Raw genomic sequence first — 26,952 nt, 5'->3', positions numbered from 1 at the left:
ACCGGATCGTGACGGGGCGGATCGTTTCCGGGGTGTAAACGTCGTGGGTTGGGGGTTGGCAAGGTGTGACATTGCACTTAGGGTCTGTGCAATGTCACACGGTACAGAGAACCTTGGGCTGAGCGTGGAGCTGACCGGAGGGTTGCTGCACGACTGGCAGCGGCGGAACCGGCAGGCGACGATCCCGCACGCGATCACGGAGCTGCGCAAGGCGGGGAACCTGGAGAATCTCCTGCGACTGGCCGATCCGTCGGTCGGGCCGTACCGCGGGCGGTACCCGTTCCTGGACACCGATCTCTACAAGACGCTGGAGGGCCTCGCCTACGAGGTCGATCGCGACGGTGCAGTAGACGGGGCGCCGGCCGGAGCGCGGGAGTTCTTCGACGAGGTCGTCGAACTGCTCGAGCAGGCGCAGGCCGACGACGGGTACCTGAACTCGTACTTCCAGGACCCGGACCAGCGCAAACAGCCCTGGTCGGACCTCGGCTGGGGCCACGAGCTCTACAACCTCGGCCACCTCATCCAGGCGGCCGTCGCGGCGCAGCGTCGATTGTCCGATGGAAGATTGCTTACAATCGCCCGGCGCTTCGCGGATCTCGTCGTCGACAAGTACGGCGAACACGGCGAGGAGATCGTCGACGGGCATCCCGAGGTCGAGATGGCGCTCGTCGAGCTTTATCGTGAAACCGGCGACGAGGACTACCTCACCCAGGCGCGGCTGTTCGTCGACCGGCGTGGTCGGGGGAAGCTCAAGCACACGATCTTCCCGGGCGAGTACTTCCAGGACCACGTGCCGTTCCGCGAGCTGCCGTCCGTCACCGGTCACGCCGTACGGATGGCTTACCTCGCGGCGGGCGCGGCCGACGTCCACCTGGAGACCGGCGACCCGACGCTGCTGGCAGCGCTGGAGCGGCTGTGGGACGACATGGTCGCGACCAAGCTGTACCTCACCGGCGGGCTCGGCAGCCGGCACTCCGACGAGGCGATCGGCGACCGGTACGAGCTGCCGTCCGAGCGTGCGTACGCCGAGACGTGTGCGGCGATCGCGACGATGCAGTGGGCGTGGCGGATGTTCCGCGCCACCGGCAAGGCGTCGTACCTCGACGTGTACGAGACCGTGCTCTACAACGCTTATGCCGTAGGGCTTTCGGCCGACGGTACGGCGTTCTTCTACGACAATCCGCTGCAGCGCCGGCCGGACCACGAGCAGCGCTCCGGCATGGAGGATGGCGGCGAACTGCTCCGGCGCGCGTGGTTCGGCTGCCCCTGCTGCCCGCCGAACATCATCCGCTGGATGTCCGAACTCCAGGACCACGTCGCAATCCACCGCGACAACACGTTGTACGTCGGCATCTACGCCGACGCCCGCATCACCGCGGGTGATCTCAGCGTCAAGGTCACCACCGACTACCCGTGGGACGGCGAGATCACGCTGACGGTCGAGGACGCACCGGCGGAGGAGCGGGCGATCGCCCTACGCATCCCGTGGTGGGCAGCAGGCGCCGAACTGATTGCGCCCGCTGCGGCCGGCGTCGCTGAAGCAGGCGAGGTCGGCGAGGAGCGGATCGCTGCGGTGGAAGGCTGGGCCGTGGTCCGGCGGACGTTCGCTGCCGGCGACGTCCTGCGGCTGACGTTGCCGATGGCACCGAGAGCGCACGGATCGCACCCGTACCTCGACGCGACCCGAGGCGCGATCGCCGTCGCCCGCGGACCACTCGTCTATTGCGTCGAGCAACAAGATGCCGCCGTACCGGTCGACGACCTGCTGCTCACGCCGGCCGCCGTGACCAAGGCGATCGCGCGGCAGCAGGACGACCATGTCGTCCTCGAACTGACCGCCGGTGTCGCGCCGGCGCCGCCTCCCGAGCTCTATCCCGTGCTCCCTCCCGTGCTCCCTCCCGTGCTCACAGAACAGACCCCAGGATCCGCCATCGACGAGGTACCGGTGACGTTCGTGCCGTACTTCCTCTGGGGAAACCGTCAGGCCCTGGCCATGCGTGTGTGGCTGCGAACCGAAAGAGACGACCGATGAAGAGAACTTCCATGCTGGTGGGGCTCGTGGCATCCGCCGCGCTCGCACTGACCGCGTGCGGCGGCGGTGCCTCCGGCGCCAAAGGTGAATCCGCCGGGCCCGGCGCCAAGGCCGCGCAGGGCGGCACACTCCAGGTGCTGGCGAACGCGGCCTTCTCGCACCTCGACCCGGCCCGCGGTTTCGACGGCGGCGTCAACAACTTCTACCGGCTGATCTACCGCACGCTCACCACCCAGGGGGCCGCACCGGGAGCCGACGGCACCAAGATCGTGCCGGACCTCGCCACCGACACGGGCAAGCCGTCCGACGGCGGCAAGACCTGGACGTTCACGCTGAAGGACGGCCTGTTCTTCGAGACCGGTGCGCCGATCACGAGTGCCGACGTGAAGTGGGGTGTCTCGCGTGCGTGGGACCCGGAGATCGGCATCGGCTCGCCGTACGCGAAGCAGCTGATCGAGGCGCCCGCGTCGTACCAAGGCCCCTACAAGTCGGGTGACCTGGCGACGATCGCGACGCCGGACGCGAAGACGATCGTGTTCCACCTGAAGAAGCCGTACGCCGACTTCGGCAGCGTGGTCGCGCAGAACACGTTCACGCCGGTCCCGAAGGGCCAGGGCGCGGGCAACGCGCTGGACAGCAAGCCGATCGCCTCGGGTCCGTACAAGGTGTCCGAGTACAAGCCGGGCGCGTCGCTCAAGGTGGTCCGCAACGACAAGTGGGACAAGAAGACCGACGACGTGCGGTCGGCCAACCCGGACGCGTTCCAGTGGACGTTCGGGCTCGACCCGGCGACGATCGACGAGCGGATGATCGCCGGCCAGGGCACGGACGCCGACGCGATCGCCGGCACCATCCAGGCCGCTTCGGTCGCGCGCATCCAGACGCCGCAGCTCAAGGAGCGCACGATGAGCGGTCTCGGCGGCTGCACGACGTACATGGGGCTGAACACCACGAAGAAGCCGCTGGACAACGTCAAGGTGCGGCAGGCGATCAACCTCGCGGTGAACAAGCAGACCGTCCGCGACGCGGTCGGCGGGTCGACCCTCGCCGAGATCGCCACCAGCATCCAGCCACCGACGATCGCCGGCCGGGTGGACTACGACCCGTACCCGAGCCCGGACCACAAGGGTGACGTCGACGGCGCCCGCAAGCTGCTCACCGAGGCCGGTTTCGCCAATGGCTTCACGATGACGCTCGACACCCGCGCGCAACCCAAGATGCAGGCGATGGCGGTCGCGATCCAGCAGGCGCTCGAGCCGCTGAAGATCACCGTGAAGATCAACACCATCGACACCGCGACGTACTACGAGGTCATCGGTACGACGTCGCAGCAGCACGATGCGGCCATCACCGGCTGGTGCCCGGACTGGCCGTCCGGCGCGACCTTCCTGCCGCCGCTGTTCGACGGCCGCAACATCACCCCGAAGGGCAACAGCAACCTGGCGCAGCTGAACGACCCGGGCGTGAACGCGAAGATCGACGAGATCGCCAAGCTGACCGATGTCCAGGCGGCGAACAAGGCGTACGGCGAACTGGACAAGCAGATCATGGCGCTGGCGCCGGTCGTCCCGCTGCTGTACGAGAAGGTCCTGATGCTTGTCGGCAGCAACATCGGCGGCGCCTACCTGCACGACGGGTTCTCGGGCGGCATCGACCTGGTGTCGGTCGGATTGAAGGACGCCGGGAAGTGACAACCAGTCCGGCTCTCGTCGAGGTCGAGGAGGCGGTGCCGTCGTCGGCACCGCCTACCTCGGGCCGGCGGATCCTCACCGCGGTCACGCGGGACAAGGGCGCGCTGGCGTGCCTGGTGTTCCTCGCGATCGTGGTTCTGATGGCAGTGGCCGCGCCGCTGATCACCAAGCTCAGCGGCTGGGGGCCGTACCAGTTCGACTCGGCGGCGATCAACTCCGACCTCGGCGGCGTACCGCACGGTTCGCTCGGCGGGATCAGCGGCTCGCACTGGTTCGGCGTCGAGCCGCAGAACGGCCGCGACCTGTTCGCGCGGATCGTGTACGGCGCGCGCGTGTCGATCACGATCTCGCTGTCGGCGACGCTGCTGACCGGGATCCTCGGCGTCGTGCTCGGCATGCTCGCCGGGTTCTACCGCGGCTGGGTCGACCAGGTGATCTCCCGGCTGATGGACTTCCTGATGGCGTTCCCGGCGCTGATCTTCATGATCGCGATCCTGTCGTCGCTCCCGTCCGGGAACCGGCCGGTGCTGCTGGTCGTGGTGATCAGCGCGTTCGGCTGGCCGTATCTGGCGCGGGTGATCCGCGGCCAGACGATGACGCTCGCGAACCGTGAGTTCGTCGAGGCGTCGCGAGCGTCCGGGGCGAAGGACTCCCAGGTAGTGTTCCGGGAGATCCTGCCGAACCTGCGCGGCTCGATCGTCGTGATGACGACGCTCGCGATCCCCGGCTACATCGGCACCGAGGCAGGCCTGTCCTTCCTCGGCGTCGGCGTCTCGCCGCCGACCGCGTCCTGGGGCCAGATGATCTCGAGCTCGGTCAGCTGGTACTCGGTGGACCCGATGTTCTTCGCGATCCCCGGCCTGTTCCTGTTCCTCACGGTGCTGTCGCTGACCGTCCTCGGCGACAAGATCCGCACCCTGATCGACCAAGGAGAAGCAGCATGATGCGCTACGTCCTGGGCCGGCTCGGGGGCGTCGTACTGATCCTGCTGGCCGTGTGTCTGTTCACGTACTTGATCTTCTTCAAGCTCTCGCCGGATCCCGCGGTGATGATCTGCGGGAAGACGTGTACGCCGGAGCGCATCGACTCGATCCGCGACGTGCTCGGGCTCAACCAGCCACTCCTGACGCAGTTCTGGGACTTCCTGAGCGGGATCTTCGTGGGTCGCGACTACGGCTCGGTGCACTGCTCGGCGCCGTGCCTCGGGTACAGCTTCCAGACCAACGAATCGGTGTGGAGCATGATCACCGCGCGGCTTCCGGTGAGCATCACGGTCGCGGTCGGTGCCGCCGTACTGTGGCTGCTCGTCGGTGTGATCGGTGGTCTGGTCAGCGCGGTCAAGCAGGGCACGTGGTGGGACCGGTCCGCGATGGGCCTCGCACTCGGTGGCGTGAGCGTCCCGAACTACGTGCTCGCGCTGGTGCTGCAGTACGTGCTCGTCGTGAAGCTGCAGTTGCTGCCGTTCCCGTCGGCGGTGCCGTTCGCGGACGACCCGCTGCTGTGGCTCGAGTCGTACCTGATGCCGTGGGTCGTGCTCGCTGTCGGCTACGCCTGTCTGTACGCACGGCTGACCCGAAGCAATGTCATCGACACGCTGGCTGAGAACTACTACCGGACCGCGCGCGCCAAGGGATTGAGCGGCGGGCTCATCATGCGCCGGCATGCGTTGCGACCCGCGCTGACGCCGATCACCACGATCTTCGGGATGGACTTCGCCGGACTGCTCGGCGGCGCGCTGATCACCGAGACCGTGTTCGGGCTGAACGGGATCGGAAAGATGGCCGCCGACTCGATCGCGAAGAACGACCAGCCGGTGATCATGGCGGTCACCCTGCTCGCCGCCTTCTTCGTTGTCATCGGCAACGTTGTGGTCGACCTGCTGTACACGGCACTGGATCCACGGGTACGGGTGGTGTCCTCGTGAGTGGCGAATTGTTCGTTGTCGACAATCTGACTGTCACTTTGCCGACCAGCCGTGGGCCGGTGGACGTGGTGAAGAACGTGTCGTTCACGGTCGGCCGGGACGAGACGGTCGGGATCGTCGGCGAGTCCGGGTCGGGCAAGTCGATGACTGCCCTCGCCGTACTCGGGCTGTTGCCGCGCGGCGCCCGTACGTCGGGCAGCGTCCGGCTGGACGGCGCCGAGTTGCTCGGGCGCTCGGACCGTGACCTCAGATCCGTGCGTGGCAACGCGATCTCGATGGTCTTCCAGGACCCGCTGTCGTCGCTGAATCCGTACTACACCGTGGGTCTGCAGATCTCCGAGATGTACCGGACGCACCGCGGTGGGTCGCGGACCGCAGCCCGGAAGGTCGCGATCGAGGCGCTGGAGCGGGTGCACATCCCGGATGCGGCGCGCCGGGTCGACCACTACCCGCACCAGTTCTCCGGCGGTATGCGGCAGCGTGTGATGATCGCGATGGCGCTGTGCTGTTCGCCGTCGTTGCTGATCGCGGACGAGCCGACGACCGCGCTCGACGTGACCGTCCAGGCGCAGATCCTGGAGCTGCTCGGCGAACTGCAGTCGACGACCGGGACCGGGATGATGTTCATCACCCACGATCTCGCGGTGATCAGCTCGATCGCTCAGCGGGTGCTGGTGATGCAGTCGGGTGATCCGGTGGAGTACGGGACCGCGGAGCAGGTGTTCTCGGATCCGCGGCACGAGTACACGCGGATGCTCCTGGACGCCGTACCGCGGATCGATGACGAGGTGCTCTCATGACGCTGTTGCAGGTGTGCGGGGTGACGAAGGAGTTCGTCACCCGGGGCGAAGGGACGATGGCTCGCAAGTCGGTGTTCACGGCGGTCGACGACGTGAGCTTCGAGGTCGAGCTCGGCGAGACGCTCGCGATCGTGGGGGAGTCGGGCAGCGGCAAGTCCACGACCGCGCGGATCGCGGCCCGGTTGCTCGAGCCGACCGCCGGTACGGTCGTGTTCGACGGGCAGGACGTGACGAGGGCCACGGGCAAGGAGCTGGCCTCGTTCCGGAACAACGTGCAGGTGGTGTTCCAGGATCCGTTCTCGTCGCTGAACCCGCGGTACACGGTCGAGCGGATCATCACCGCGCCGCTGACGTACCAGGGGATCACGCCGAAGGGCGGGCGGCGGGCGTTCACGCAGGAGCTGATGGAGCGGGTCGGTCTGAACCCGGACCACTGCCGGCGGTACCCGGCGCAGTTCTCCGGCGGCCAGGCGCAGCGGATCGGGATCGCCCGGGCGCTCGCGGTGAACCCGAAGCTGGTGATCTGCGACGAGGCGGTGTCGGCGCTCGACGTGTCGATCCAGGCGCAGGTGCTGGAGCTGCTCATGCGGCTGCAGCGGGAGAGCGGGTTCAGCTACGTCTTCATCGCGCACGACCTGGCCGTCGTACGGCAGATCTCGCAGCGGGTCGCCGTGATGAACCGGGGCAGAATCGTCGAGGTAGGGACACGGGACCAGGTGTTCGGGGATCCTCAGGACGAGTACACGAAGACGCTGCTGGCCGCCGTACCGCGGATCAACCCGGAATGGGACGCCAGACGCAGGGGGAAGAGAGCTTCATGATCAGCTACACGATTCCTGGCATGCACGTTCGTGAGCACGAGCTTTCCGTGCCGCTCGACTGGTCGGACCCGGGGGAGTCGATCACCGTGTTCGCGCGGGAGTTGGTCGACCCGACGCGGCAGGACGAGGACCTGCCGTGCCTGCTGCACCTGCAGGGCGGTCCCGGCGGGAAGGGGCCGCGCCCGACCGGGGTGTCAGGGTGGATCGAGCATGCGCTGAAGAACTACCGGATCGTGCTGATGGACCAGCGGGGCACGGGCCGGAGTACGCCGGTCAGCGGGCGGCGGATGGCGTCGATGTCGGCCGAGGAAGGCGCCGACTACCTGGCGTGTTTCCGGGCGGATTCGATCATCTCGGACGCCGAGGAACTGCGGAACAAGGTCTTCGGCGGCCACCGCTGGTCGACGCTCGGCCAGAGCTACGGCGGTTTCCTCACGCTCACCTACTTGTCCAAGGCGCCGGATGCCTTGACCGCGTGCTACGTGACCGGTGGGCTCGCATCGATCGACCCGTCGGCGGCCGAGGTGTACCGGCGGACCTATCCGCGGGTGGCGGCCAAGAACCGGGAGTTCTACCGGCGGTACCCGCACAACGTGGAGCGGGTCGGCCGGATCGCGGACCGGCTGGCGGAGTCCGACGTACGGCTCCCGGACGGCGATCGGCTGACGGTACGCCGTTTGCAGTCGCTCGGGATCGACTTCGGGATGAAACCCGGGTACGAGCGCATCCACTGGCTGATCGACGAGGCCTTCGACGGCGACGAGCTGTCCGACGGCTTCCTCGGCCAGGTGCTGGGATTGTCGTCGTACCTCGCGGAACCGCTGTTCGCCGCGCTGCAGGAGAGCATCTACGGATCCGGTGACGGGGCGACCGGGTGGGCGGCCGAGGCGGAGCGGGCGCGGCATCCGGAGTTCGCCGAGGAGGCGCGGCCGCTGCTGTTCACCGGCGAGATGATGTACCCCTGGATGTTCGAGGAGATCCGCGGGCTGCGGCCGTTCCAGGGCGCGGTCGAGGTGCTGGCACAGCGACCCCGTTGGCCGGAGCTGTACGACCTGGAGCGGCTCGCCGCGAACGACGTACCGGTGGCGGCCGCGGTGTATTTCGACGACATGTACGTCGACTCGGGGCTGCAGTTGGACACCGCGCGCCGGGTCGGCAACGTGCAGGCGTGGGTGACGAACGAGTACGAGCACGACGGGTTGAGCACGAAGCGGGTCTTCGAGCGGCTCACCGAGCTGGTCGCCTCCATCGGGGGTGGCATCCCGAATCCCGCCTGACCGGTGCTTCACAATAGGCGGCGACCCAGGAGGTGAACCATGGCTGCCGATTCGATCGGGCCGCTGCCGAGCGTACGGCGGCTGGCGCAACGCGAGAACCTGCGCGACAGCGTCGCCAACGCACTGCGGGCGGCGGTGATCTCCGGCGAGCTGAAGCCGGGGGAGGTGTACTCGGCGCCGACGCTCGGCGCGCGGTTCGGTGTCTCCGCGACACCGGTCCGTGAGGCGATGCTGGACCTGGTCCGCGAGGGTCTGGTGATCTCGCTGCGCAACAAGGGCTTCCGGGTCACCGACGTGTCCGACGAGGACCTCGACAACCTGGCGGCGCTACGCCAGCTGATCGAGCCGCCGACGATCCGGGACGTCGTACCGACGATCCCCGCGAAGGACTACCCGCGGCTGCGGCGGCTGGCCGAGGACATCGTGGTGGCGGCTCAGGCGGGCGACCTGATCGCGTATATCGAGGCCGACCGGGTCTTCCACGTGACGCTGCTCGCGTACTCCGGCAATCAGAAGCTCGTCGACGTCGTGTCGGACCTGCGCTCGCAAACGCGCCTGCTGGGCCTGACCCCGCTGGTCGAGAGCGGCCGCCTGGTCCCGTCGGCTGCCGAACACCACGAACTGCTGGACCTCGTAGAGGCCGGCGACGGCGAGGGCGCCGAGCAACTGATGCGCCGCCACATCGGCCACGTCCGAGGCCTGTGGGCCCGCAACTCCACCGCCGAGTAGGCGCGCAAAGCCGCAGCCCAAGCAGCCAGTGCCCCGAGATTCGTTGCTGCCAGCAACGATTCGATCGGCGGCCCTGACCTGCAATGTTCCAGGGCGTCCGCGGAGCCAGATTCGATTTGGTCTGATCGAACAGATGTTCTAATATAGGCGCATGAGAGGGATGCCGATCACCCAACTCGGCGGCGACCACCAGGTCCCCGCCGAACCGGCCGCGCCCTCTGCGGCAGGGATCCTCTCCACGTCGAGTCCGTCCGGGCCGGCTCCTGGCCAGGCGGCCACGATCGCCTCCACTCCTGGCGGGGTGGTTGCGCGCTCTGCGTGGAGCGGTTGGGATGACGAGCCGCTCGACGCCGGTTACGTGCCGGATGACCTTGTCTACCCGACCGATCCCGAGCTCCCCGGCGGCCCGGTGGTGGTCAGCGAGCAGGACCAGTTCGATGCCGAGCTGGACGAGCTGCTGGGCCGGAACCGCTACTCCCGTGTCGATGAGTTCGAGTGGCAGGAGTGGGACGGGGTCGAGCAGGACGCCGCCGAGCGGGAGATGCTGCGCCGGGAGGCGCCGGCCTGGGCGTTCCTGCCACCGGGCGGTGCGCTGGCTGCCGCGTTGGAGGTGACCCGGCCGGAGGCGATGTCGCCGATGGCGTTGATCGAGTTGATGAAGGCCGCGGACCGGCTGATCAGCTGGGGCGAGGCGATCAAGACCAGTGCGACGGCGTCGTTCGTCCGGCAGCGCCGCGCCGAACACCGCGAAGCGCCCCGCCCGACCCAGATCGATTCCAAGGGCCGCCCGATCGACCCGGAGCGGTCCTGGTACGGCGAGATCGCGCTGGCCCTCGGCCTGTCGCCGAGCACGGTGGGGCGGCGGGTCGAGACCGCGCTGCGGCTGACGTCGTCCCTGTCGGCCACCTATTCGGGCCTGCGCTGCGGCGCGCTGACCTGGGGCAAGGCGCTTGCGATCTGCGAGGCCACCAGCGCTCTGCCCGATGACGCGGCCCGGGCGGTGGAGGCGCATGTGCTGAAGCGTGCCGCGAAGCAGACCCATCGCAACCTGTTGGAGTCGCTGCGCCGTCAGGTCGCCAAACACACCACCGCGCAAGCGGCCGACGATCACCGCGCCGCGGTGGCCGAGCGGACCTGCAAGATCGTCCCGCTGGCCGACGGCATGGCCGGGTTGTGGATCGTGCACACCGCCGACAAGATCCAGCAGATGTGGGTCACCCTCCAAGCCATGAGCACCCTCGCCAAACGCAGCACCCCTACCACCAACCCCACCACCGACGAAGCCGCGCCTGCAGCCGGCCCCATCCCCGACACCACCACCGACGTAGCCGCGCCCGCAGCCGGCCCCACCACCAACCCCACCGCCGCCCCTGACGCCGCTGCGCTCGTGGATCCCGGACCGCCTACGCCGGCGGCCGCGAGCCCAGGACCCCAGGGCGCCAGACCCGATCCCGATCCGGCCACCCCCGACGACAACACCACCGGCACCGCCAGTGCAGGTTTGAATGCGCGTGCTGACGCGGGTGCCGGTGCTGGCCCGGATATTGGCGCGGGCGCGGGCGCTGATGCGAGCGCGGGTGTTGACGTGGGTGCCGGTGCTGGCCGGGATATTGGTGCGGGCGCGGGCGCTGATGCGAGCGCGGGTGTTGACGTGGGTGCCGGTGCTGGCGCGGATATTGGTGCTGGCGCGGATAGTGCTGATGCTGGTGCCGGTGCGGGTATCGGCGTGGATGCTGATGCAGGTGCCGGCGCTGATGCGGGCGCTGGTGCGGGTGCTGATTCCGGTGCGGGGAAGGACGTCCGTACCGTCGAGCAGCGGCGTGCGGATGTGGCTGCGGATCTGTTTGAGCACATCTTGCGCAATGGGCTGGACTGGCTCGGCCGGCGGCTGCCCGACCAGCATCGCCGCCGCCCCCACATCGAGGTCGTTGTCCCCGCCTCGACCCTGCTCGGCCTCGACGACGACCCCGCCGAACTCACCGGCTACGGACCCATCCCCGCCGAAATGGCCCGCCGCATCGCCACCGACGGCACCTGGCGACGACTCCTCACCGACCCCACCAACGGCACCGTCCTCGAGGCCTCCACCACCCGCCACGACCCCGGTGCGTTGGTGACCGAAACTTTGCTCGCCCGCCACCCGGTCTGTGCCTGGCCCGGCTGCAACCGCACCTCCCGCGACTGCGACCGCGACCACCTCACCCCCTTCACCCAGTCCGGGCGCACGAGTCTGTCCGGGATGGCGCCGTACTGCGAATATCACCACGTCATCAAAGACACCCCCGCCTGGGGCTGGACCACCACCAGCCACCCCGACGGGTCGATCACCCTCACCACGCCCACCGGTCACCGCTACACCACCGTTCCACCCGCCCGCAGCCCCATCACCCAACAACCCGACGCAAACCCCACCACCGGCCCTGTCACCCAACAGCCCGACGCAACCACCGGCCTCCGGCAGACAGCTCACGACCCGCCACCCTTCTGACCAGCACCGCCAGCCAGTAGGGCGGTGGTGGCACCAGGTCGGGCAGCGAACCGTGGCGCTGCCCGGGCAGGATCGCGCACCTCCGCGTCTGCTCTGTTGCTCGTGGCGGTGGAGGGTCGGCGCATTCAGGCGTACCGCGAGCCGTTCCTCAGTGGAGCGCTAGCCTGAGGTTGGGTTCCGCGCACGCTGGTGGAGGAACTGTGGCCGACGATGTTCTGACGGTGTTCCTCGGTGGCGATGTGATGCTCGGTCGAGGGGTCGACCAGATCCTTCCGCACCCGGGCGATCCGGCCCTGTGGGAAGCGTGGGTCCGTGACGCCCGAACCTATGTCCAGCTGGCCGAGGCGATGAACGGGCCGATCCCGGCGCCGGTTGCGTTCGACTGGCCATGGGGTGACGCGCTCGCCCTGTTCGATCGGTTCGCGCCGGACGTGCGGCTGGTGAACCTGGAGACCAGTGTGACGGCGCGCGGCCACGCGGTCCCCGGCAAAGCCGTGCACTACCGGATGAATCCGGCGAACCATCCAGCGTTGATCGCCGGCGAGCCCGATGTCTGCAGTCTCGCCAACAACCACATCCTCGACTTCGGCGTCGAGGGACTGTCCGAAACACTCGAGGTGCTCGGCCGCGTCGGCGTACGAGCCGTCGGTGCAGGTCGTACGACGACGGAAGCTGTCCGGCCGGCGGTCGTGCCGACCACGCACGGACGAGTCCTGGTTTTCGCGTTCGGCACGACGACGAGCGGCGTACCCATCGATTGGGCTGCCACCGACAGCCGACCCGGAATCGCTCTGCTGCCCGATCTGTCCCGCGACACGGTCAGCGCCGTCGTCGATCGGATTCAGGCTCTCAAGCGCCCCGGGGACATCGTCGTGCTGTCGGTGCACTGGGGGTCGAACTGGGGGTACGACGTCCCGTCGAGCCAGCGGCGTTTCGCGCATCGGGTGATCGACGGCGGCGTCGACCTGGTCCACGGACACTCCTCCCATCACCTGCGGCCCATCGAGGTGTATCGCGATCGGCTCGTTCTGTACGGGTGCGGCGGCCTGATCGACGACTACGAGGGCATTGCCGGCTACGAGCACTACCGCGACGACCTCCGCCTGCTCTACTTCGCCGGCCTGGAGCCGACAGGCAGGCTTGCAGACCTTCGCATGGGCGTCATGCAGGCCCATCGGATCCGACTGCGCCCCGCCGGTCCCAGGGACCGCGAGTGGTCGTGCCGGACGCTCGATGAGGTGAGCCGCGGATATGGCACCCGGGTCCGCGTCGATGACGACGGACTGCTCCGGCTCACGTGAGCTCGAAGGGCTGGAGGGCTCGTCTCTGTCGGTCGACGTCCAGCTCGTCCAGCTCCGCGGCGGTCGACCGATCCGAGCTCAGAGCAGCTGTCGTTCGAGAGAGTCGGCGACGAAGCGCTCGAACTCTGCCGGCGTCCAGCCGGACTCGTCCACGAGTTCCTGATAGACACCGGGCGCCGCCAGCGCGCGGTAGACAGCCTGCGCCTGCTTGAGCGGGATGCGCAGCTCGCTCTCCAGTGATGCGATCATCGCGTCCATTACCTCGTTGCGGCCGGCAAGTTTCGAACGCAGCAGGGCCTTGGTCTCGGGGCTCTCGTCGGTGGCCGCCTCGAAGATCAGGACGACGTCGAAGCCGGCGGCGTACAGGTTCGTCAGCCAGCCCGCGGCGCCGCGGAGTCGCTCGGCCGGGCCCTCGATCGCGAACACCTGCCCGGCCCGCTCGATCGCACCGGCCTCGCTCAGCCACTGGTCGCAGATCAGCGACAGGATCTCCCGCTTGGTGCCGAACGCGGAGTACACGGTCCGGGTCGCCACCCCGGCCTCCTTGGCGATCGCGTCGATGCTGGTGGCGCCGTACCCCTGCGCGGCGAACAGCCGGCGCGCCGCCTGCGCGATCCGGATCCGCGTCTCCTCCGCCTGCACTTGGCGGTAGGTCTTGACAGGTTCGGCCATGTCGGCACACTATCACTGTGTTGAGTGCAGTAACACTGCATCGAGTGCACTGTTAGTGCAATCCAAAGGGGGAGTCATGGGAACACCGCTGGACGTTCTGGAGCGGATCCTGCACGAAGGATTCGCGACCGGGAACGACGGGATCGTCGACGAGCTCTGCGCGCCGGACCTGATCGAGCACCAGTTCGGCCTGGCCGGACGGGGCGAGGAGGCCCGCGCGCAGGTCAAGGCCGCGATCCGGCAGGTGCACGAGCTGGTGCCGGACATCGTCTACACGCTGGAGGATTCCGTCGTCGTCGGTGACTTGGTCTGGGCACGAGGCCGCGCACGGGGCACGGCGACCGGATCGTTCTTCGGGCCGCCGAGCAATGCCCCGATCGACATCGTGCTGTTCGAGCAGGCGCGAGTCGTCGACGGCCGGATCGTCGAACACTGGGGCTCCCCGGACCGCTTCGCCCTACTGGCCCAAACGGGTGCCCTCGCGCGTCTGGCATGACAGGTTGCGGACATCCGGACGCCTGACCGTTGGGGTGTTGGGACGCTGGCGGTATGGGTGAGCTGCGGTGGGTTGGCGTGGTGGGTGCGGTGTTGGTGCTGGCGGGGTGCAGTGGCGGGTCAGGGACCTGGTCGGCGGGTGGGTCTACGCCGGTCAGCAGTACGCCGACGCCCATCGTCACGCCGACCCCGCGGCCCACACCGAAGCCCACACCGACGCCGACGCCGAAGCCGACGGTGAAGCCCAAGCCGGTTGTGCCGGAGGCGGACTGCACCGGGTCGTTCAGGGACGGCAGGTTCGACTTCTCGGGCAGCAACATCTTCATCTCCGACCAGGGCTTCACCTGCAACGGCGGGCAAATGGTCGGGTACGAGGTGCACAAGACCGCCATCACGTTCTACGTCGGCAACAAGCACGTCACGCTCGGGCCGAAGAAGTCCGCGGCGATCGGCGGCTATCGCATCCGGGTCGGCATCGCGAACAGCAAGCAGGCCACGTTCACGATCGACCGGATCACCTCGACCTAAGCGATGACCCGCAGCGCCTGCTTCGCGGTGGCCGCAGCGTCGGCGCCGTACGTGCTGGTGAGCCGGTCGAGGAAGGTTGAGTGGTCCAGGCTGTACTCCTGCGTGCCGACCGTCTCCAGCACCGTGGTCGCCAGCGTGCAGCCGAGGTGGGCGGATGCTTCGTGGTCGAGGCCGGCGGCGCGGCCGGTGAGGTAGCCGGCCCGGAAGGCGTCGCCGCCGCCGGTCGGATCGACCAGGTTCGGCGCGGGGACCGCGGGGACCTTCGCGAGGATCCCGCTGGAGTCCTCGATCACGACGCCGTCGCCGCCGTGGGTCGTGACGCGTACGCCGACCCGCTCGAGGATCTCGTCGTGGCTCCAGCCGGTCTTCTGCACCATCAGGCCGGCCTCGTACTCGTTGCTGAACAGGTACGCCGCGCCGTCGACGAGCGTCCGGATGTCCTCGCCGTCCATCCGCGCCATCTGCTGCGACGGGTCGGCCGCGACCGCGATCCCGTGCTGCTTGGCCAGCTCGGTGTGCTTGAGCATCGCCGCCGGGTCGTCGGCGCCGATCAGGACCAGGTCGACACCGCCCGCGGCCTGATGGATCGCGCCAAGGTCGAGCTCGCGCGCCTCGGCCATCGCGCCGGTGTAGAACGAGGCGATCTGGTTCGCGTCGAGGTCCGTCGTACAGGTGAACCGCGCGGTGTGTACGTTCTCGCAGACGCGGACGTGGGAGATGTCGACGCCGGCCTCCGTCAGCGCCGCGCCGTACTCGGCGAAGTCGGCGCCGACCGAGCCGACGAGCAGCGACGGGAACCCGAGCTGGGCCATGCCGTAGCAGATGTTGGCGCCGACGCCGCCGCGGTGGACGACCAGCTCGTCCACCAGGAACGAGAGGGAGACCTTGTGCATCTGCTCCTCGAGGAACTGGTCCTTGAACCGGCCCGGGAACGTCATCAGGATGTCGGTCGCGATCGAGCCGGCGACGGCGATGCGCATGCGGGGTGCTCCTCAGGTGGGGTGGTTGCGCGGCGTTCGAGCAACCCATAGAGACTATAGGCGACCGATCTAATACACGGAGGGGTGGATTTCCATGGGCCATCAGGTACCGGTGACCGAGGAACTGCACGACTACATGCTCGCCCACGGCATGCCGCTGGACGAGATCGCGACCGAGTTGCGCGCCGAGACCGAGAAGCTCGGCAACCCCGCCGGGATGCTGACCACCGCGGACCAGGCCGGTCTGCTGACCACGCTGACCCGCCTGATCGGCGCCCGCCGAGCGGTCGAGATCGGCACCTTCACCGGTTTCTCCGCGCTGGCGATCTCCCGCGGGCTGCCCGACGACGGCGAGCTGATCTGCCTGGACGTGAGCGACGAGTGGACCTCGATCGGCCGCAAGTACTGGGAGCGGGCCGGTGTCGCGGGCAAGATCGACCTGCGGATCGGCGACGCGCACGAGTCGGTGACGAAGCTCGACGGCGAGTTCGACCTGGCCTTCGTCGACGCCGACAAGGGCTGGTACATCCAGTACTACGAAGCCGTGCTGCCGCTGATCCGGCCGAACGGGCTGCTGCTGTTCGACAACACGCTGGCCGGCGGCCGGGTGGTGGACGCGGACGGTCCGGCGGACCGCAAGGAGTTCAACGCGCACGTCGCCAAGGACGACCGCGTCGACGTGATCATGCTCGGGATCGGCGACGGGCTGACGCTGGTCCGGAAGAAATGAGCAAGAAGGCGGCGCCCCGGCTGGCCGTGACGGATCTGCAGCACAAGTACGGCGACCGTCCGGTGATCGAGGGCCTCACGTTCACGGTGCGGGCCGGTCAGGCGATCGCCCTGGTCGGCCCGAACGGCGCGGGCAAGACGACCGTGCTGAAGTGCATCGTCGGCGCGGCCGAACCGGCGGCCGGAAAGATCCTGCTCGACGGTCTGCCGATCGACGAGCGCGCCGAAGCGGTACGCCGGGACGTCGCCACCCTGCTGGACGACCTGGACTTCTTCCCGGACCTCACCGCGGCCGAGCATCTCGACCTGCTCGCCCGCGCGCACGGCAACTCGTCGCCGGAAGACCTGGTGGACACGACGCTGCACGACATCGGTCTGCTGCCGGCCGCCGACCAGCTGCCGGGCTCGCTGTCGTCCGGCCAGCGCCGCCGGCTCGCGCTGGCCACGGCGCTGGTCCGGCCGCGCAAGCTGATGGTCCTCGACGAGCCTGAGGCCCGCCTGGACACCGGCGGCGTGCAATGGCTGTCCGACCGGCTCGTCGAGGAGAAGAAGTCCGGTACGGCGATCCTCTTCGCGAGCCACGACCCGGCCCTGGTCGAGACGGTCGCGGACGCCGTCGTCACCCTCACGCCGCTTCCATGAGCGCTGCCGACGAGCCGGTGCGGTTCGATCCTTCGGACTTCGGGGCGATCCCGTCGTCGCGGGCGCTGCGATCGTGGATGCGCAGGACGCGGCGGCAGCACGCGGACCGGTCGTTCTGGGAGATCTTCGAAGACGCGTACCTGGTCCTGTTCACCTTGGCGATGGTCGGGGCGACGGGCGGGAACGTCGTACGGCATCTGAACTCCAACGCGGCGACCTGTACGTCGTGGACGTGCGGACAGCTGACCTCGTGGTTGCCGTGGATCGTCATACCGTTGCTGCTGGCAACCACGATCCGCGTGCTGCTCGCGGTCGGTCCGGTGTCGGCTTCGCGGGCGACCGGGTTCTGGCTGCTGGCGACTCCGGTGAACCGGGCTTCCTTGCTGCGACCTGCGTACCGCTTGGTGATCGCCTCGGTCACGGTGATCGGGGTGGTCACGGGCGCGGTCATCTGGGCGCTGCTCGGCGAGCCGTGGTTCGACGTCATCGAAGCAGCCGTACTGATCGGTGCGGTGCTCGTCTGCGCCGCCGCCGCGACCGTCTGGGCGCAGCAGACCACACGTCGTTCCAAGTGGGCCTTGAGGGTTTCGGACGTGCTGCTGCTGGCCGCCGTGATTCCGGCGGTGATCCTGGCGTTCCGCCCAGGCGAGGACCGCTTCGGCAACCAAGTGCTCGGCTCGACGTTCATCGGTCTGGACGCGCGTCATGAACTCGTCGACACCTACGGGTATCCGACGCTGCAGTTCGGCGAGGTTCGCGACGCGGGCGGGCTGACTTCCGGTCAGTTGTACCTGCTGGTGCTGTGCGCCGCGGCGGTCGTGGTGGGTGCTGTGTTGACCTTCGTCGCCTCGCGGACGCTTGATCGGTTGGGGCGGGTCAGTGTGATTGCCGGGGGTGAGTTGCTGGCGGGGCTGGCGGGGGCGGCGAGCAGTCTTGACATCAGCATGCTCGGTGACGTGATCGCCGGGCGGCACTGGCGGTTGAAGGGGCGGGTGCGTTCCCGCCGCGGCCGGGGTGCGGACGGGGCCGCGATCGTGCACCGCGAGTTCCGTCGGATCCTGCGCTGGCCGCGCCGGATCGCGGTCGCGTTCGGGCTGCTCGTCGTCCCGTACGCCGTCCATGGCGCCGGCTTCCACGTCCTCGTACCGATTGCGGCCGCGATCGCCGGCTTCATCGCCGTACGGCCGATGCTCGACGGACTCCGCACCGCCTGCCGCTCGACCGGCCTGGTCCGTGCACTCGGCTGGGACCTCCGCGAGTTGCGCGTGGTGATGGCTGTCGTCCCGGGCCTGTTCACGATCGTCTGGGCGGCCTGCGCCTTTCCGGCGATCGGCAGCGCGGCCTCCAGTTTCGCCGTGGCCGCCGCCGTCATCTCCGGTACCGTCCGGCACGCGTCCGCTCGGCCGCCGTCGTACGCCGGACCGCTGGTCACGTCCCCGATGGGCGCGATCCCGCCCGGTCTGTTCTCCCAGCCGGCCCGCGGCTTCGATCTCCTGGTCCTGTGTCTGGCCCCGGTCCTGTTCAACCTCAGCAGCCTCTGGGTCGTGGTGATCCCGTCCGTCGTGCTGATGCTGATGTTCGCGGTCCGCCCCAAGACCGCCTGAACCGACTGAACTGCCTGACCGGTCAGTGGTGGTTGCAGGTTCTTGGTGCGGGCAGGTACCTTGTGTCGCATGGTAGCGGAGAAGGTCTTCACCCAGCTGCGCCGCGGGACGTTGGAGTTCTGCGTCCTCGCGCTGTTGCAGGGAGAGCCCCGTTACGGTTTCGAGTTGGTGAAGGCGCTGGGCGAAGTCGACGGTCTGGTCACCACCGAGGGGACGATTTACCCGCTGCTGGCCCGGCTGCGACGGGAAGGCCTGGTGGAGACGAGCTGGCGCGAGTCCGAGTCCGGGCCGCCCCGGCGGTATTACACATCGACGGCCGAGGGCAGCCAGGCGCTGGCTGCGTTCACCGCGGACTGGCAACGGTTCTGCGCCTCGGTCGACGCGATCCTGGAAAGTGGGAGACGGGGATGAACGTGGAGCAGGACAACGACCGGCTGGTGGCCGCGTACCTGAAACAGCTGGCGAAGGCAGCCGAGCCGTTGCCGGCGGCGCGACGGACCGAGCTGATCGACGACGTGAAAGCCCATATCGCCGAGGAGCGCGCAGCCGGCGCCACGGCGGAGAGCGAGATTCGGCAGATCCTGCAGCGCCTCGGCGACCCGCAGGAGATCGTTGCCGCGGCCACCGACGGCCTGGTCCTGGTGGACGTCCCACCGAAGCTCCGCCCGAGCGACATGGTCGCCCTCGCGCTGGTGTTCCTCGGTCCCTACCTGCCGAGCTTCTGGGTGCCGGTGATCGCCTACCTGATCGGCATCGGGATGCTGTGGTCGTCGAACCGCTGGACCGTCGCGTGGAAGCTCCTCGGCACGCTCAACTGGCCGCTCGCGTACGCCGTCCTGCTCGGGATGGAGGCCACCGTCCAGCCGTCGTGGGCGCTGAGCATGACAGTTGACATCCTGATCACGGTCGCCCTGCTGGTCGGCATGGTGCTGGCGGCAAAGGCGCCCGCCAAGGTGCAGCCGGCCGGTCAGGCCTCGTAGACCAGCCACTTGCGTTCGATCTCCTGCGGGAGATCGACGTCGTGCTGGTGTGCGAACAGAAGGAGTTGGCACAGTACGTCGGCGAACTCCTGGTGGAAGGTGGTGCGGATGTCGTCCGGTGTCGCGCCCTTCGCACGCGCGCGGCCGGTGTGCTGGAGGTAGGCCTGCGTGAGTTCGCCGACTTCTTCCTGGAGTTTGAGCAGGAACCAGTCCGGGTCGCGGTCGAAGCCCAGGCGCTCGCCGTACCCGACCGAGATCTTCTCCAACCGCGCTGTCAGCTCTTCGAGATCCACCGGCACAGCCAACCAGGCCCCACCGACAAACCGTGTGGGACCTGGCCGGAGGGGCGACCTACTTGCCTGCGTCGGCCTCAGCTTCGGCGGCGGGCGCGTCCGGGAACGGGTCGAGGTCCGGGAGGCTTAGGTCCGGATCGATGTTCGGGTCCGGGGCGGCCGGCGGCTCCGCGGGTTGAGCGCCGTCGACCTGAAGGCTCCTCGGGGCGGTGGCCCAGACCGCGGCGGCGGCGCGGGCGGCGTCGGCGGCGTCGGTCTGCCGCTCGTAGTTCTTGATGTCGAGCGCGTACGCCTTCACCACCGCGGACAGGTCCTTGCGCAACTGCCGGTGGGTCCAGAGCGCGTAGGCCTGCGTCCGGGCCTCGATGAAGTTCTTCAGTTCCTGCATCTGGGCCGGGGTCATGTCGTCCTCCGAGTGGCCGGGGGTGAATTCGCCGCGGGCGATCGCGGCGCGGGCGGGGTCGCCGGGGCAGTCGGTCGGCTCCGGGCGGACCGCGGAGTGCGGCCGGATCGCCGTACCGCGGGGATAGATTCTGCGGAAGTCGGCGATCACTCCGCGAGTGGTCGCCTTCATCGCGGCCGACGGCTGCTCCCCGGTGACCAGGATCAGCAGAATCGCGCCGTACCGTTCGTTGACGTCGGTGTCGCCGTTGGCGCCGGACTGGGTCCGCAGGCCGCGCAGCGTCCAGGCGCGGCCGGCCTGGTCGACCGCGACCTGGTACGCGATGTCGGACCAGCCGCGGGTGTCCATGTGGTAGTCCTGCCAGCCACGCAACGCGGACGCGACGGCCGCCTTGGAGTGGATGACACTCGTCGATCCGGTCCCCGGCCAGTGGATGACCGCGCCTTCGACCCGCGACACGGTCAGGTTGCCCGGTCCACCGTTCGGCGGGCGCGCGTTCCACGCGGACCGGGGCAGATATTCGACCATCAGTGCTCCTCACATGCCTCACAGCGCCACATACCCACCGTTGGCGCTCGGTAATCAACCGATCACACGCGGCATGCACCCGTCAAGCGATGAGCACATCCAATCAGCCCGAGGGGTTCGACCGTTCGACCAAGCTCACCATCGCTTTGTGGAACTCGGTCCGGCGGCGTTCGCTCCAGCCCTCGGTGAGCCGGGCGAACACCTCCTCCTGCCAGGCATGCGCCTGCTCGATCAGCTCGACCCCGGCATCCGTCACGCCCACCTGTCGCCGGCGTGCGTCGCCGTCGGCAGATCGCAGCTCCAGATAGCCGGCGGCGGCCGCGTCCTTCACCAATCGGGACGCTCCGCTCTGGTCGATCCCGATCTCGTGCGCGACGGCGTTGATCGTCGCGGGCCCTCGCCGGCTCACGGCGTACGCGGCCTCGGTGACCAGCACCAAGCGCCCCTGCTCGCCAACGTCAGGCGTCGTACGCCGTGACCAGTGGCGCACGAACTCGAACAGTGCCTGCCCCGGGCCGGCACTCATTCGGTGGCAGCCATCTCGCGACAGATGTACGCCAACTCGAGCGCCGGCCTGAGATCCGGCAACCGCAGTGCTGCGGACACCTTGTCCCCGGTCACCCGGAACACCGTCGCCACCCGCGTCGGCGCCGAGCTCCCCGGCCAGCTCGCGTCCTCCTCGACCACCATCAGCCGCTCGCCGATCGGATGCCACGACCGCGGCACCAATCTGATCCCTGAACGGTCCACCCACTCCGCGAACCCGGTCGGCGTGATCGGCCCCGCGCCCTTCGGCCCCAGCACCACCACCGGATCAGTGACCACCCCGGCAACTGCCTCCAGGTCGCCGGAGTTCACTCGCTCGTGCCATCGATCGATCGCGCCCTCGAGATCCATACCGGTGATTATATGCGATTCGCATACATCTCAACCAAGCAGCGGGAGCAGCTGGTCGCCGATGCGGATGAGCTCTTCGCGGTACGGGGTGTCGGAGAGGATGAAGTGGGTGATGCCCAGGTCGCGGTACTTGTTGAGGGATTTGGCCACGTCGCCGGGGGAGCCGACGAGCCACGTGGTGCCGGCGCCGCCACCGCCGTACTTGCCGGGGGCGGTGTAGAGGTTGTCGTCGAGGACCTCGCCGCGTTCGGCCAGGTCGAGGAGGCGTTGCTGGCCGACCGCATTGAACCAGCGGGCGTCCCGGGAGCCGTGCGTCTCCGCCATCTTCGCGACCTTCGCCTCGGCGTCGGCCCAGGCCTCCTCGGTGGTGTCGCGGACGAGCGTGGTGATCCGCAGCCCGAACTCGAGCGGCGGATGCTCGCGACCGAGTTCGCTCTCGAGTTCGCGCAGTCGAGCGATCCGCGCGGCGACCCCGTCGAGGGGCTCACCCCAGAACAGTTGTACGTCGGCATCCGTCGCAGCGACCCGTTGCGCGGCATCCGACGCGCCACCGAAGTACAACCGGGGATGCGGGCGTGGATTCAAAGGGTCTTCCCGTACGACGGGACGCGTCGCGACCGTGGAGCCGGTGACGGAGAAGTACTCGCCGGCGAACGTCACATCCTCCTCGGTCCACAAGCGCCGTACCAGCTGGAGGAACTCCTTGGTACGGGCGTACCGCTGCGGCTGGTCGCCCTCGCTGTCGCCGTACGCCGCGAGGTTGTCCTGGCCGGAGACGATGTTGATCAGGAGCCGCCCGCCGGTGAGCTGGTCGAGCGTGCTCGCCGCGGACGCGAAATGGGCGGGATGCCAGTACCCGGGCCGGATCGCGGCGAGCGGCTGGAACGTCGTGGTCCGCGCCGCCAGTGCGGTCGCGACCGTGAACGTGTCGGGCCGGCCCCACCCGGTGCCGATCAGCGCGCCGCCCCACCCGTGGTCCTCGGTGAGCCGGGCCAGCTCGGTCAGCCGCTCGATGCCGTTGTGTCCCTGGATGGCGTCGTCCCCGCGGTGCCCGGGGTCGACCTGGTTCGGGATGTACCAGAGAAAAGTCATGAGAAGCAGACTAAATCCACTCGATTAGTGGACTTTCAGGTGTCTCGCGGGCTGGTCGTCCGAGGCATTGACATCGTTGTCGGGGGCGGCGACGATACCTTCTCGAAACGTTTCCAACCTCGGTGAGCCCAACCTCGAACAGCCGAGCCGCCATGAAGCATCTCGAGGAGATCGTGTGAATCGTCGTGTGCAGATTCTGAAGGTTCTGACGGCCGGGGCGATCCTGCTCGCCGCGGCCCTCGCACCCCAGCCCGCGGGCGCCGCGGGTGCGGCCGGTGCCGCCGCCGGGCCGACCGCAGTCGCCCGCGCCCGGGTCGCCGCGGACCAGCTGATGAGCTCGTACGAGCCGAACAAGGCCTGGTTCCCGTCCAGCTGGTGGAACTCCGCTGTCGCATTGCAGACAATCGGCGACTACATGCAGCGCACCGGGGACCGGCGCTACCTGGGGCAGCTGGACAACACGTTCGAGAAGGACAAGGGCGTGTTCCCGGCCGGCTACCTGTCCGGCGACCCGCTGCTCGGCAACTTCACCAGCCGCGCCATCGACGACTCCGAGTGGTGGGGCCTGACCTGGATCCAGGCGTACGACCTGACCAAGAACCGCAAGTACCTCGGCATGGCGATCACGATCGCGGAGTACGTCGAGGGCTACTGGGACCCGAGCTCGTGCGGCGGGGGAGTGTGGTGGGACGGCGAACGCACCTACAAGAACGCTGTCACCAACGGCCTCTGGATCCGCCTCACCGCCGAACTGCACAACCGCCTGCCGCGTGACACCCGCTGGCTCGGCCGTGCGCAGGAGGGCTGGAACTGGTTCACCGGCAGCGGCATGATCAACTCCGCCGGCCTCGTCAACGACGGCCTGAGGAGCAACTGCGAGAGCAACGGCGACACGGTCTGGAGCTACAACCAGGGTCTCGCGATCGGCGCCGGTCTCGAGCTGTGGCGAGCGACCCGCGACCCGAAACTGCTGACGACGGTACGGCGGCTGGCGGACGCCGCGATCGCCCCGGGCGGGCTCGTCACCGACGGCGTCCTGACCGAGGCCTGCGACGCTCCCGGCCGGACGTGTGACGACAACGGCAAGCAGTTCAAGGGCATCTTCATGCGCTACTGGATGGATCTCGCCGACACCACGCACGACCGCCGCTACACCGACTTCGTCGCGCAGCAGGCCGCAACGATCTGGAACAACGACCGCGACGCGTCCGATCGGCTCGGAGAGCGCTGGTCGGGGGCGTCCCCGAACGTCTTCGACTGGCGCACCCAGGCCAGCGCGTTGAGCGCCCTGATCGCCGCCGTACCGCAGACGCCGCCGGTGCGATCGTTGTCCGCGACAACCGATCCGGCGCTGCCCGTGGTGATGCCCGCGACCGGCAGTGGCACCCACGTCAAGGTGAAGGTCGACGTACAGGCGACCGGTCCGGTCGATGACCGGATCCAGGCCGTCGTCCAGGCAACCGCCCCGTCCGGCTGGACGGTCACACCGAGCCGGTCGACTGTCACGCTGACGACCCGCGGCAACGCTGTACCGGTGGCCACGTCCGTCGACCTCGACGTGACGATTCCCGCGGGTACGCCGGACGGCCTGCACTCGGTGACCGCGTCGGTCACGTCCGGATCGCAACTGTCGTTCACGACCCGGTCCGACATCCTCATCGCGCACACGGCCGACTTCGACACCGGTACGGCGGCCGAGACCCCGTGGCTGTGGGATGCGGACGGGTCGCAGAGCAACGGCGTACAGAACCGGTTCGCCGACGGGCACTCGTACTTCGTCTACCGCTTCCCGTTCCCGTCCGACACGACGTCGGCATCAGTATCGTTGACAATCGACAATGAGTTTGTCGTCCAGGTCAGCGGCGACGGGCAGAACTGGACCACGGTCGCGACCGAGACGAACCCGTACCACGACGGCGAGAACAAGGCGGTCCGGACGTTCGACCTGACGCCGCACCTGGGGTCGGCCAAGACCGGGTACGTCCGGATCTCCGACTCGTTCCCGGACGACGGCTGGGGCGGCCGGGTCTACCACGTGAGCGCTACGTACAGCTAAGCAGCTGAGCGATTGTCCACCGGGCGGCGGCGCAGGCCGGGGTTGAGGATGGCGGGCGTGTCGTAGTCCATGTCGAGGCGGCCGACGTCGGTGCCCGGTGGGACGATCTTGTCGATCTGATCGAGAACGTCGTCACCGAGTACGACGTCGACGCCGGCCAGCGCGTCGTCCAGGTGCTCCATCGTGCGCGGGCCGATGATCGCGGACGTGACCGCCGGGTGCGCGATCGCGAACGCCATCGCCAGATGGGTCAGCTTGAGCCCCGCCGCGTCGGCGACCGGAACCAGCTGTTCGACGACGTCGAGCCGGCGCTGGTCGGACATGTGCCGGAACATCGCCGTACGCCGGAGGTCCGAGGGCGCGCGGCCGGTCAGCTGACCACCCGCAAGCGGGCTCCAGACGAGCGCGCCCATCCCGTACTTCTGCACGACGGGAAGCACCTCGCGCTCGATCCCGCGGTTGAGGATCGAGTACGGCGGTTGCTCGGTGCGGAACCGCTCCAGACCACGCCGCTCCGCGACCCAGTGCGACTCGACGAGCTCGCTGGCCGGCATCGTCGACGTACCGATCGCGCGGACCTTCCCGCTGCGGATCAGGTCGGTCAGCGCCGACAGCGTCTCCTCGATATCGGTCTCCGGATCCGGGCGGTGCATCTGGAAGAGGTCGATGTAGTCGGTCTGCAACCGGCGCAGAGAGTTCTCGACCGCCGTCATGATCCAGCGCCGCGAGTTGCCGCGCTCGTTCGGGTCGTCGCCCATCGGCAGGTGCGACTTGGTGGCCAGCACGACATGTTCCCGGCGGCCCTTCAGCGCCTCGCCGACGATCTCCTCGGAGCCGCCGTAGGAGTACATGTCCGCGGTGTCGACGAAGTTGATCCCGGCGTCGAGCGCCTTGTGGATGATCCGGATCGACTCCCCGCGGTCGTCGTTGCCGACGGCACCGAACATCATCGCGCCGAGGGCGTACGGGCTGACCTTGATACCGGTCCGGCCGAGCGTGCGGTAGTGCATGGTGTTTCCTCCTTGGTGTTGTCTCCACCTTGGAGGGGCCGACGGCGGTGGAGAAGGCCCACCTCATCCACGGACAGGTTGTCCCTGGATAGCGCGCAGCACGTCACGCATCATGGAACGTGTGATCGATCGTGATGGCCTGGCCGACTTCCTCCGCCGTCGCCGCGAGGTGCTCCGGCCGGCGGACGTCGGCCTTCCGGAGGGCGTACGACGCCGTACGCCGGGACTCCGCCGGGAAGAGGTCGCGCAGCTGGCCGGCATGTCGACGGACTACTACTCGCGGCTGGAGCAGTCCCGCGGCGCGAACCCGTCGGAGCCGATCGTCGCGAGCCTCGCCCGCGCGCTGCGCTGCGACCTGGACGAGCGCGACCACCTGTACCACCTGGCCGGGCTCACGCCACCGCTGCGCCGGGCCGGGCGGCACATCAACCCCGGCTTGCTCGCACTGGTCAGTCGTCTCACCGATCTCCCGGTCGTCATCTGCACGGACCTCGACGAGGTGCTCTGGCAGAACGACCTGGCCGACGTCGTCATCGGCCCGCTCCTCGGCGAGGGCCGCGCCCGGAACCTGACCTGGCTGTGGTTCACCGATCCGGCGATCCGGCGGATCTTCCCCGAGGAGGACTGGGACGTCCACTCGGCCTCGCACGTCGCCGACCTGCGTGCGACGTACTCCCGCCGGATGGGCGACCGCGACATCACCGAGCTGGTCGAGGACCTCGTCGCGCACAGCGAGGAGTTCCGCACGTTGTGGGACCTGCACGAGGTCGCCGTACGTCGTCTGCCGCGCAAGCGGTTCCTGAACTCGGAGGTCGGCGACCTCGACCTCACCTGCGAAACCCTCCTGACGCCGGCGGCCGACGTGCGGGTCCGGGCCTTCCTTCCGATCGAAGGCACCGACGCCCGCGAAAAACTCGACCTCCTCCGCGTCATCGGCACCCAGTCCTTCGAACCGAGCCCCTCCGACTAGCGCGGAAGTC

At 68.6% G+C, this 26,952-nt stretch carries 27 protein-coding genes; 19 read left to right on the top strand and 8 right to left on the bottom strand.

The window, feature by feature from the left end; genetic code table 11:
• Positions 1-91: 91 nt before the first annotated feature.
• The 10 genes from EV647_RS05680 (at position 92) to EV647_RS05635 (ending at position 13,063) form a co-directional block, all read left to right on the top strand.
• Complete coding sequence (locus tag EV647_RS05680; RefSeq protein WP_133999422.1) at positions 92-2,032, top strand: glycoside hydrolase family 127 protein; 1,941 nt, start codon at positions 92-94, stop codon at positions 2,030-2,032.
• Complete coding sequence (locus EV647_RS05675; RefSeq protein WP_238175164.1) at positions 2,029-3,723, top strand: ABC transporter substrate-binding protein; 1,695 nt, start codon at positions 2,029-2,031, stop codon at positions 3,721-3,723. Before EV647_RS05680 ends, EV647_RS05675 begins: the two co-directional genes overlap by 4 nt.
• Complete coding sequence (locus tag EV647_RS05670) at positions 3,720-4,667, top strand: ABC transporter permease (RefSeq protein ID WP_133999419.1); 948 nt, start codon at positions 3,720-3,722, stop codon at positions 4,665-4,667. The genes EV647_RS05675 and EV647_RS05670 overlap by 4 nt, the downstream gene beginning before the upstream one ends.
• A complete protein-coding gene (locus EV647_RS05665; RefSeq protein WP_133999416.1) occupies positions 4,664-5,647 on the top strand; it encodes an ABC transporter permease in 984 nt (327 codons plus the stop codon). Before EV647_RS05670 ends, EV647_RS05665 begins: the two co-directional genes overlap by 4 nt.
• Entirely contained in the window at positions 5,644-6,447 is an 804-nt protein-coding gene (locus tag EV647_RS05660; protein WP_133999413.1) for an ABC transporter ATP-binding protein, read from the top strand. The genes EV647_RS05665 and EV647_RS05660 overlap by 4 nt, the downstream gene beginning before the upstream one ends.
• Positions 6,444-7,268, top strand: a complete 825-nt coding sequence (locus EV647_RS05655) for an ATP-binding cassette domain-containing protein (protein WP_133999410.1) — start codon at positions 6,444-6,446, stop codon at positions 7,266-7,268. The genes EV647_RS05660 and EV647_RS05655 overlap by 4 nt, the downstream gene beginning before the upstream one ends.
• Before the next feature lie 20 nt (positions 7,269-7,288).
• The gene (locus EV647_RS05650) at positions 7,289-8,545 is read left to right on the top strand and encodes an alpha/beta fold hydrolase (protein ID WP_238177045.1); all 1,257 of its coding nucleotides are present in this window, start codon (positions 7,289-7,291) and stop codon (positions 8,543-8,545) included.
• A 39-nt stretch (positions 8,546-8,584) separates the two neighbouring features.
• Positions 8,585-9,274: a GntR family transcriptional regulator gene (locus EV647_RS05645; protein ID WP_133999404.1), complete on the top strand. Its 690-nt coding sequence runs from the start codon at positions 8,585-8,587 to the stop codon at positions 9,272-9,274.
• 151 nt (positions 9,275-9,425) lie between these two features.
• Positions 9,426-11,762 (top strand): HNH endonuclease signature motif containing protein, encoded by a 2,337-nt coding sequence (locus EV647_RS43490; protein ID WP_133999401.1) that lies wholly within the window; start codon positions 9,426-9,428, stop codon positions 11,760-11,762.
• A gap of 200 nt (positions 11,763-11,962) precedes the next feature.
• Positions 11,963-13,063, top strand: a complete 1,101-nt coding sequence (locus EV647_RS05635; protein ID WP_133999398.1) for a CapA family protein — start codon at positions 11,963-11,965, stop codon at positions 13,061-13,063.
• Positions 13,064-13,141: 78 nt separating this feature from the next.
• Here the strand turns inward: EV647_RS05635 and EV647_RS05630 are convergent, their stop codons facing one another.
• Positions 13,142-13,735 carry a TetR/AcrR family transcriptional regulator gene (locus EV647_RS05630; RefSeq protein ID WP_133999395.1) on the bottom strand — a complete coding sequence of 198 codons (594 nt, stop codon included), beginning with the start codon at positions 13,733-13,735 and terminating at the stop codon, positions 13,142-13,144.
• Positions 13,736-13,811: 76 nt separating this feature from the next.
• Between EV647_RS05630 and EV647_RS05625 the strand changes: the two genes are divergently transcribed.
• Both EV647_RS05625 and EV647_RS42480 read left to right on the top strand, forming a co-directional pair.
• Positions 13,812-14,231: an ester cyclase gene (locus EV647_RS05625; protein WP_133999392.1), complete on the top strand. Its 420-nt coding sequence runs from the start codon at positions 13,812-13,814 to the stop codon at positions 14,229-14,231.
• A gap of 53 nt (positions 14,232-14,284) precedes the next feature.
• The gene (locus tag EV647_RS42480; protein ID WP_202876047.1) at positions 14,285-14,758 is read left to right on the top strand and encodes a hypothetical protein; all 474 of its coding nucleotides are present in this window, start codon (positions 14,285-14,287) and stop codon (positions 14,756-14,758) included.
• Here EV647_RS42480 and EV647_RS05615 read toward each other — a convergent pair.
• A complete protein-coding gene (locus tag EV647_RS05615; protein ID WP_133999389.1) occupies positions 14,755-15,738 on the bottom strand; it encodes a carbohydrate kinase family protein in 984 nt (327 codons plus the stop codon). The genes EV647_RS42480 and EV647_RS05615 overlap by 4 nt on opposite strands.
• 94 nt (positions 15,739-15,832) lie before the next feature.
• Here EV647_RS05615 and EV647_RS05610 point away from each other — a divergent pair, with 94 nt between their 5' ends.
• The 5 genes from EV647_RS05610 to EV647_RS05590 all read left to right on the top strand — a co-directional run bounded on the left by EV647_RS05610 (position 15,833) and on the right by EV647_RS05590 (position 19,693).
• Positions 15,833-16,468: an O-methyltransferase gene (locus EV647_RS05610; protein ID WP_133999386.1), complete on the top strand. Its 636-nt coding sequence runs from the start codon at positions 15,833-15,835 to the stop codon at positions 16,466-16,468.
• Positions 16,465-17,109 (top strand): ABC transporter ATP-binding protein, encoded by a 645-nt coding sequence (locus EV647_RS05605; RefSeq protein ID WP_133999382.1) that lies wholly within the window; start codon positions 16,465-16,467, stop codon positions 17,107-17,109. Before EV647_RS05610 ends, EV647_RS05605 begins: the two co-directional genes overlap by 4 nt.
• Positions 17,106-18,713, top strand: coding sequence for a DUF6297 family protein (locus EV647_RS05600; protein WP_133999379.1), 1,608 nt, complete (start codon positions 17,106-17,108; stop codon positions 18,711-18,713). Before EV647_RS05605 ends, EV647_RS05600 begins: the two co-directional genes overlap by 4 nt.
• 69 nt (positions 18,714-18,782) lie before the next feature.
• On the top strand, positions 18,783-19,124 hold the full coding sequence (locus EV647_RS05595; protein WP_133781728.1) for a PadR family transcriptional regulator: 342 nt from the start codon (positions 18,783-18,785) through the stop codon (positions 19,122-19,124).
• Positions 19,121-19,693: a hypothetical protein gene (locus EV647_RS05590; protein WP_133999376.1), complete on the top strand. Its 573-nt coding sequence runs from the start codon at positions 19,121-19,123 to the stop codon at positions 19,691-19,693. Before EV647_RS05595 ends, EV647_RS05590 begins: the two co-directional genes overlap by 4 nt.
• Here EV647_RS05590 and EV647_RS05585 read toward each other — a convergent pair.
• The 5 genes from EV647_RS05585 to EV647_RS05565 form a co-directional block, all read right to left on the bottom strand.
• Positions 19,681-19,986, bottom strand: a complete 306-nt coding sequence (locus EV647_RS05585) for a pyrophosphatase (RefSeq protein ID WP_133999373.1) — start codon at positions 19,984-19,986, stop codon at positions 19,681-19,683. The two genes, EV647_RS05590 and EV647_RS05585, sit on opposite strands and share 13 nt — an antisense overlap.
• A 58-nt stretch (positions 19,987-20,044) precedes the next feature.
• Positions 20,045-20,917, bottom strand: a complete 873-nt coding sequence (locus EV647_RS05580; RefSeq protein ID WP_133999370.1) for a peptidoglycan recognition family protein — start codon at positions 20,915-20,917, stop codon at positions 20,045-20,047.
• A 103-nt stretch (positions 20,918-21,020) separates the two neighbouring features.
• The gene (locus EV647_RS05575) at positions 21,021-21,443 is read right to left on the bottom strand and encodes a MarR family winged helix-turn-helix transcriptional regulator (RefSeq protein ID WP_133999367.1); all 423 of its coding nucleotides are present in this window, start codon (positions 21,441-21,443) and stop codon (positions 21,021-21,023) included.
• On the bottom strand, positions 21,440-21,814 hold the full coding sequence (locus EV647_RS05570; RefSeq protein WP_133999364.1) for a hypothetical protein: 375 nt from the start codon (positions 21,812-21,814) through the stop codon (positions 21,440-21,442). The genes EV647_RS05575 and EV647_RS05570 overlap by 4 nt, the downstream gene beginning before the upstream one ends.
• A 30-nt stretch (positions 21,815-21,844) precedes the next feature.
• Complete coding sequence (locus EV647_RS05565; protein WP_133999361.1) at positions 21,845-22,906, bottom strand: LLM class flavin-dependent oxidoreductase; 1,062 nt, start codon at positions 22,904-22,906, stop codon at positions 21,845-21,847.
• A 175-nt stretch (positions 22,907-23,081) separates the two neighbouring features.
• Between EV647_RS05565 and EV647_RS05560 the strand changes: the two genes are divergently transcribed.
• Entirely contained in the window at positions 23,082-24,962 is a 1,881-nt protein-coding gene (locus tag EV647_RS05560; RefSeq protein WP_133999358.1) for a glycoside hydrolase family 76 protein, read from the top strand.
• Here the strand turns inward: EV647_RS05560 and EV647_RS05555 are convergent.
• A complete protein-coding gene (locus EV647_RS05555; protein WP_133999355.1) occupies positions 24,959-25,972 on the bottom strand; it encodes an aldo/keto reductase in 1,014 nt (337 codons plus the stop codon). The two genes, EV647_RS05560 and EV647_RS05555, sit on opposite strands and share 4 nt — an antisense overlap.
• Before the next feature lie 121 nt (positions 25,973-26,093).
• On the opposite strand from EV647_RS05555, the gene EV647_RS05550 reads away from it, so the two are divergent.
• The gene (locus EV647_RS05550) at positions 26,094-26,942 is read left to right on the top strand and encodes a helix-turn-helix transcriptional regulator (RefSeq protein WP_133999351.1); all 849 of its coding nucleotides are present in this window, start codon (positions 26,094-26,096) and stop codon (positions 26,940-26,942) included.
• Positions 26,943-26,952 lie beyond the last annotated feature (10 nt).

Source organism: Kribbella sp. VKM Ac-2566, from assembly GCF_004366005.1.
Classification (GTDB): Bacteria; Actinomycetota; Actinomycetes; order Propionibacteriales; family Kribbellaceae; genus Kribbella; species Kribbella pratensis.
This window is presented reverse-complemented; position numbering and strand designations above follow the sequence as displayed.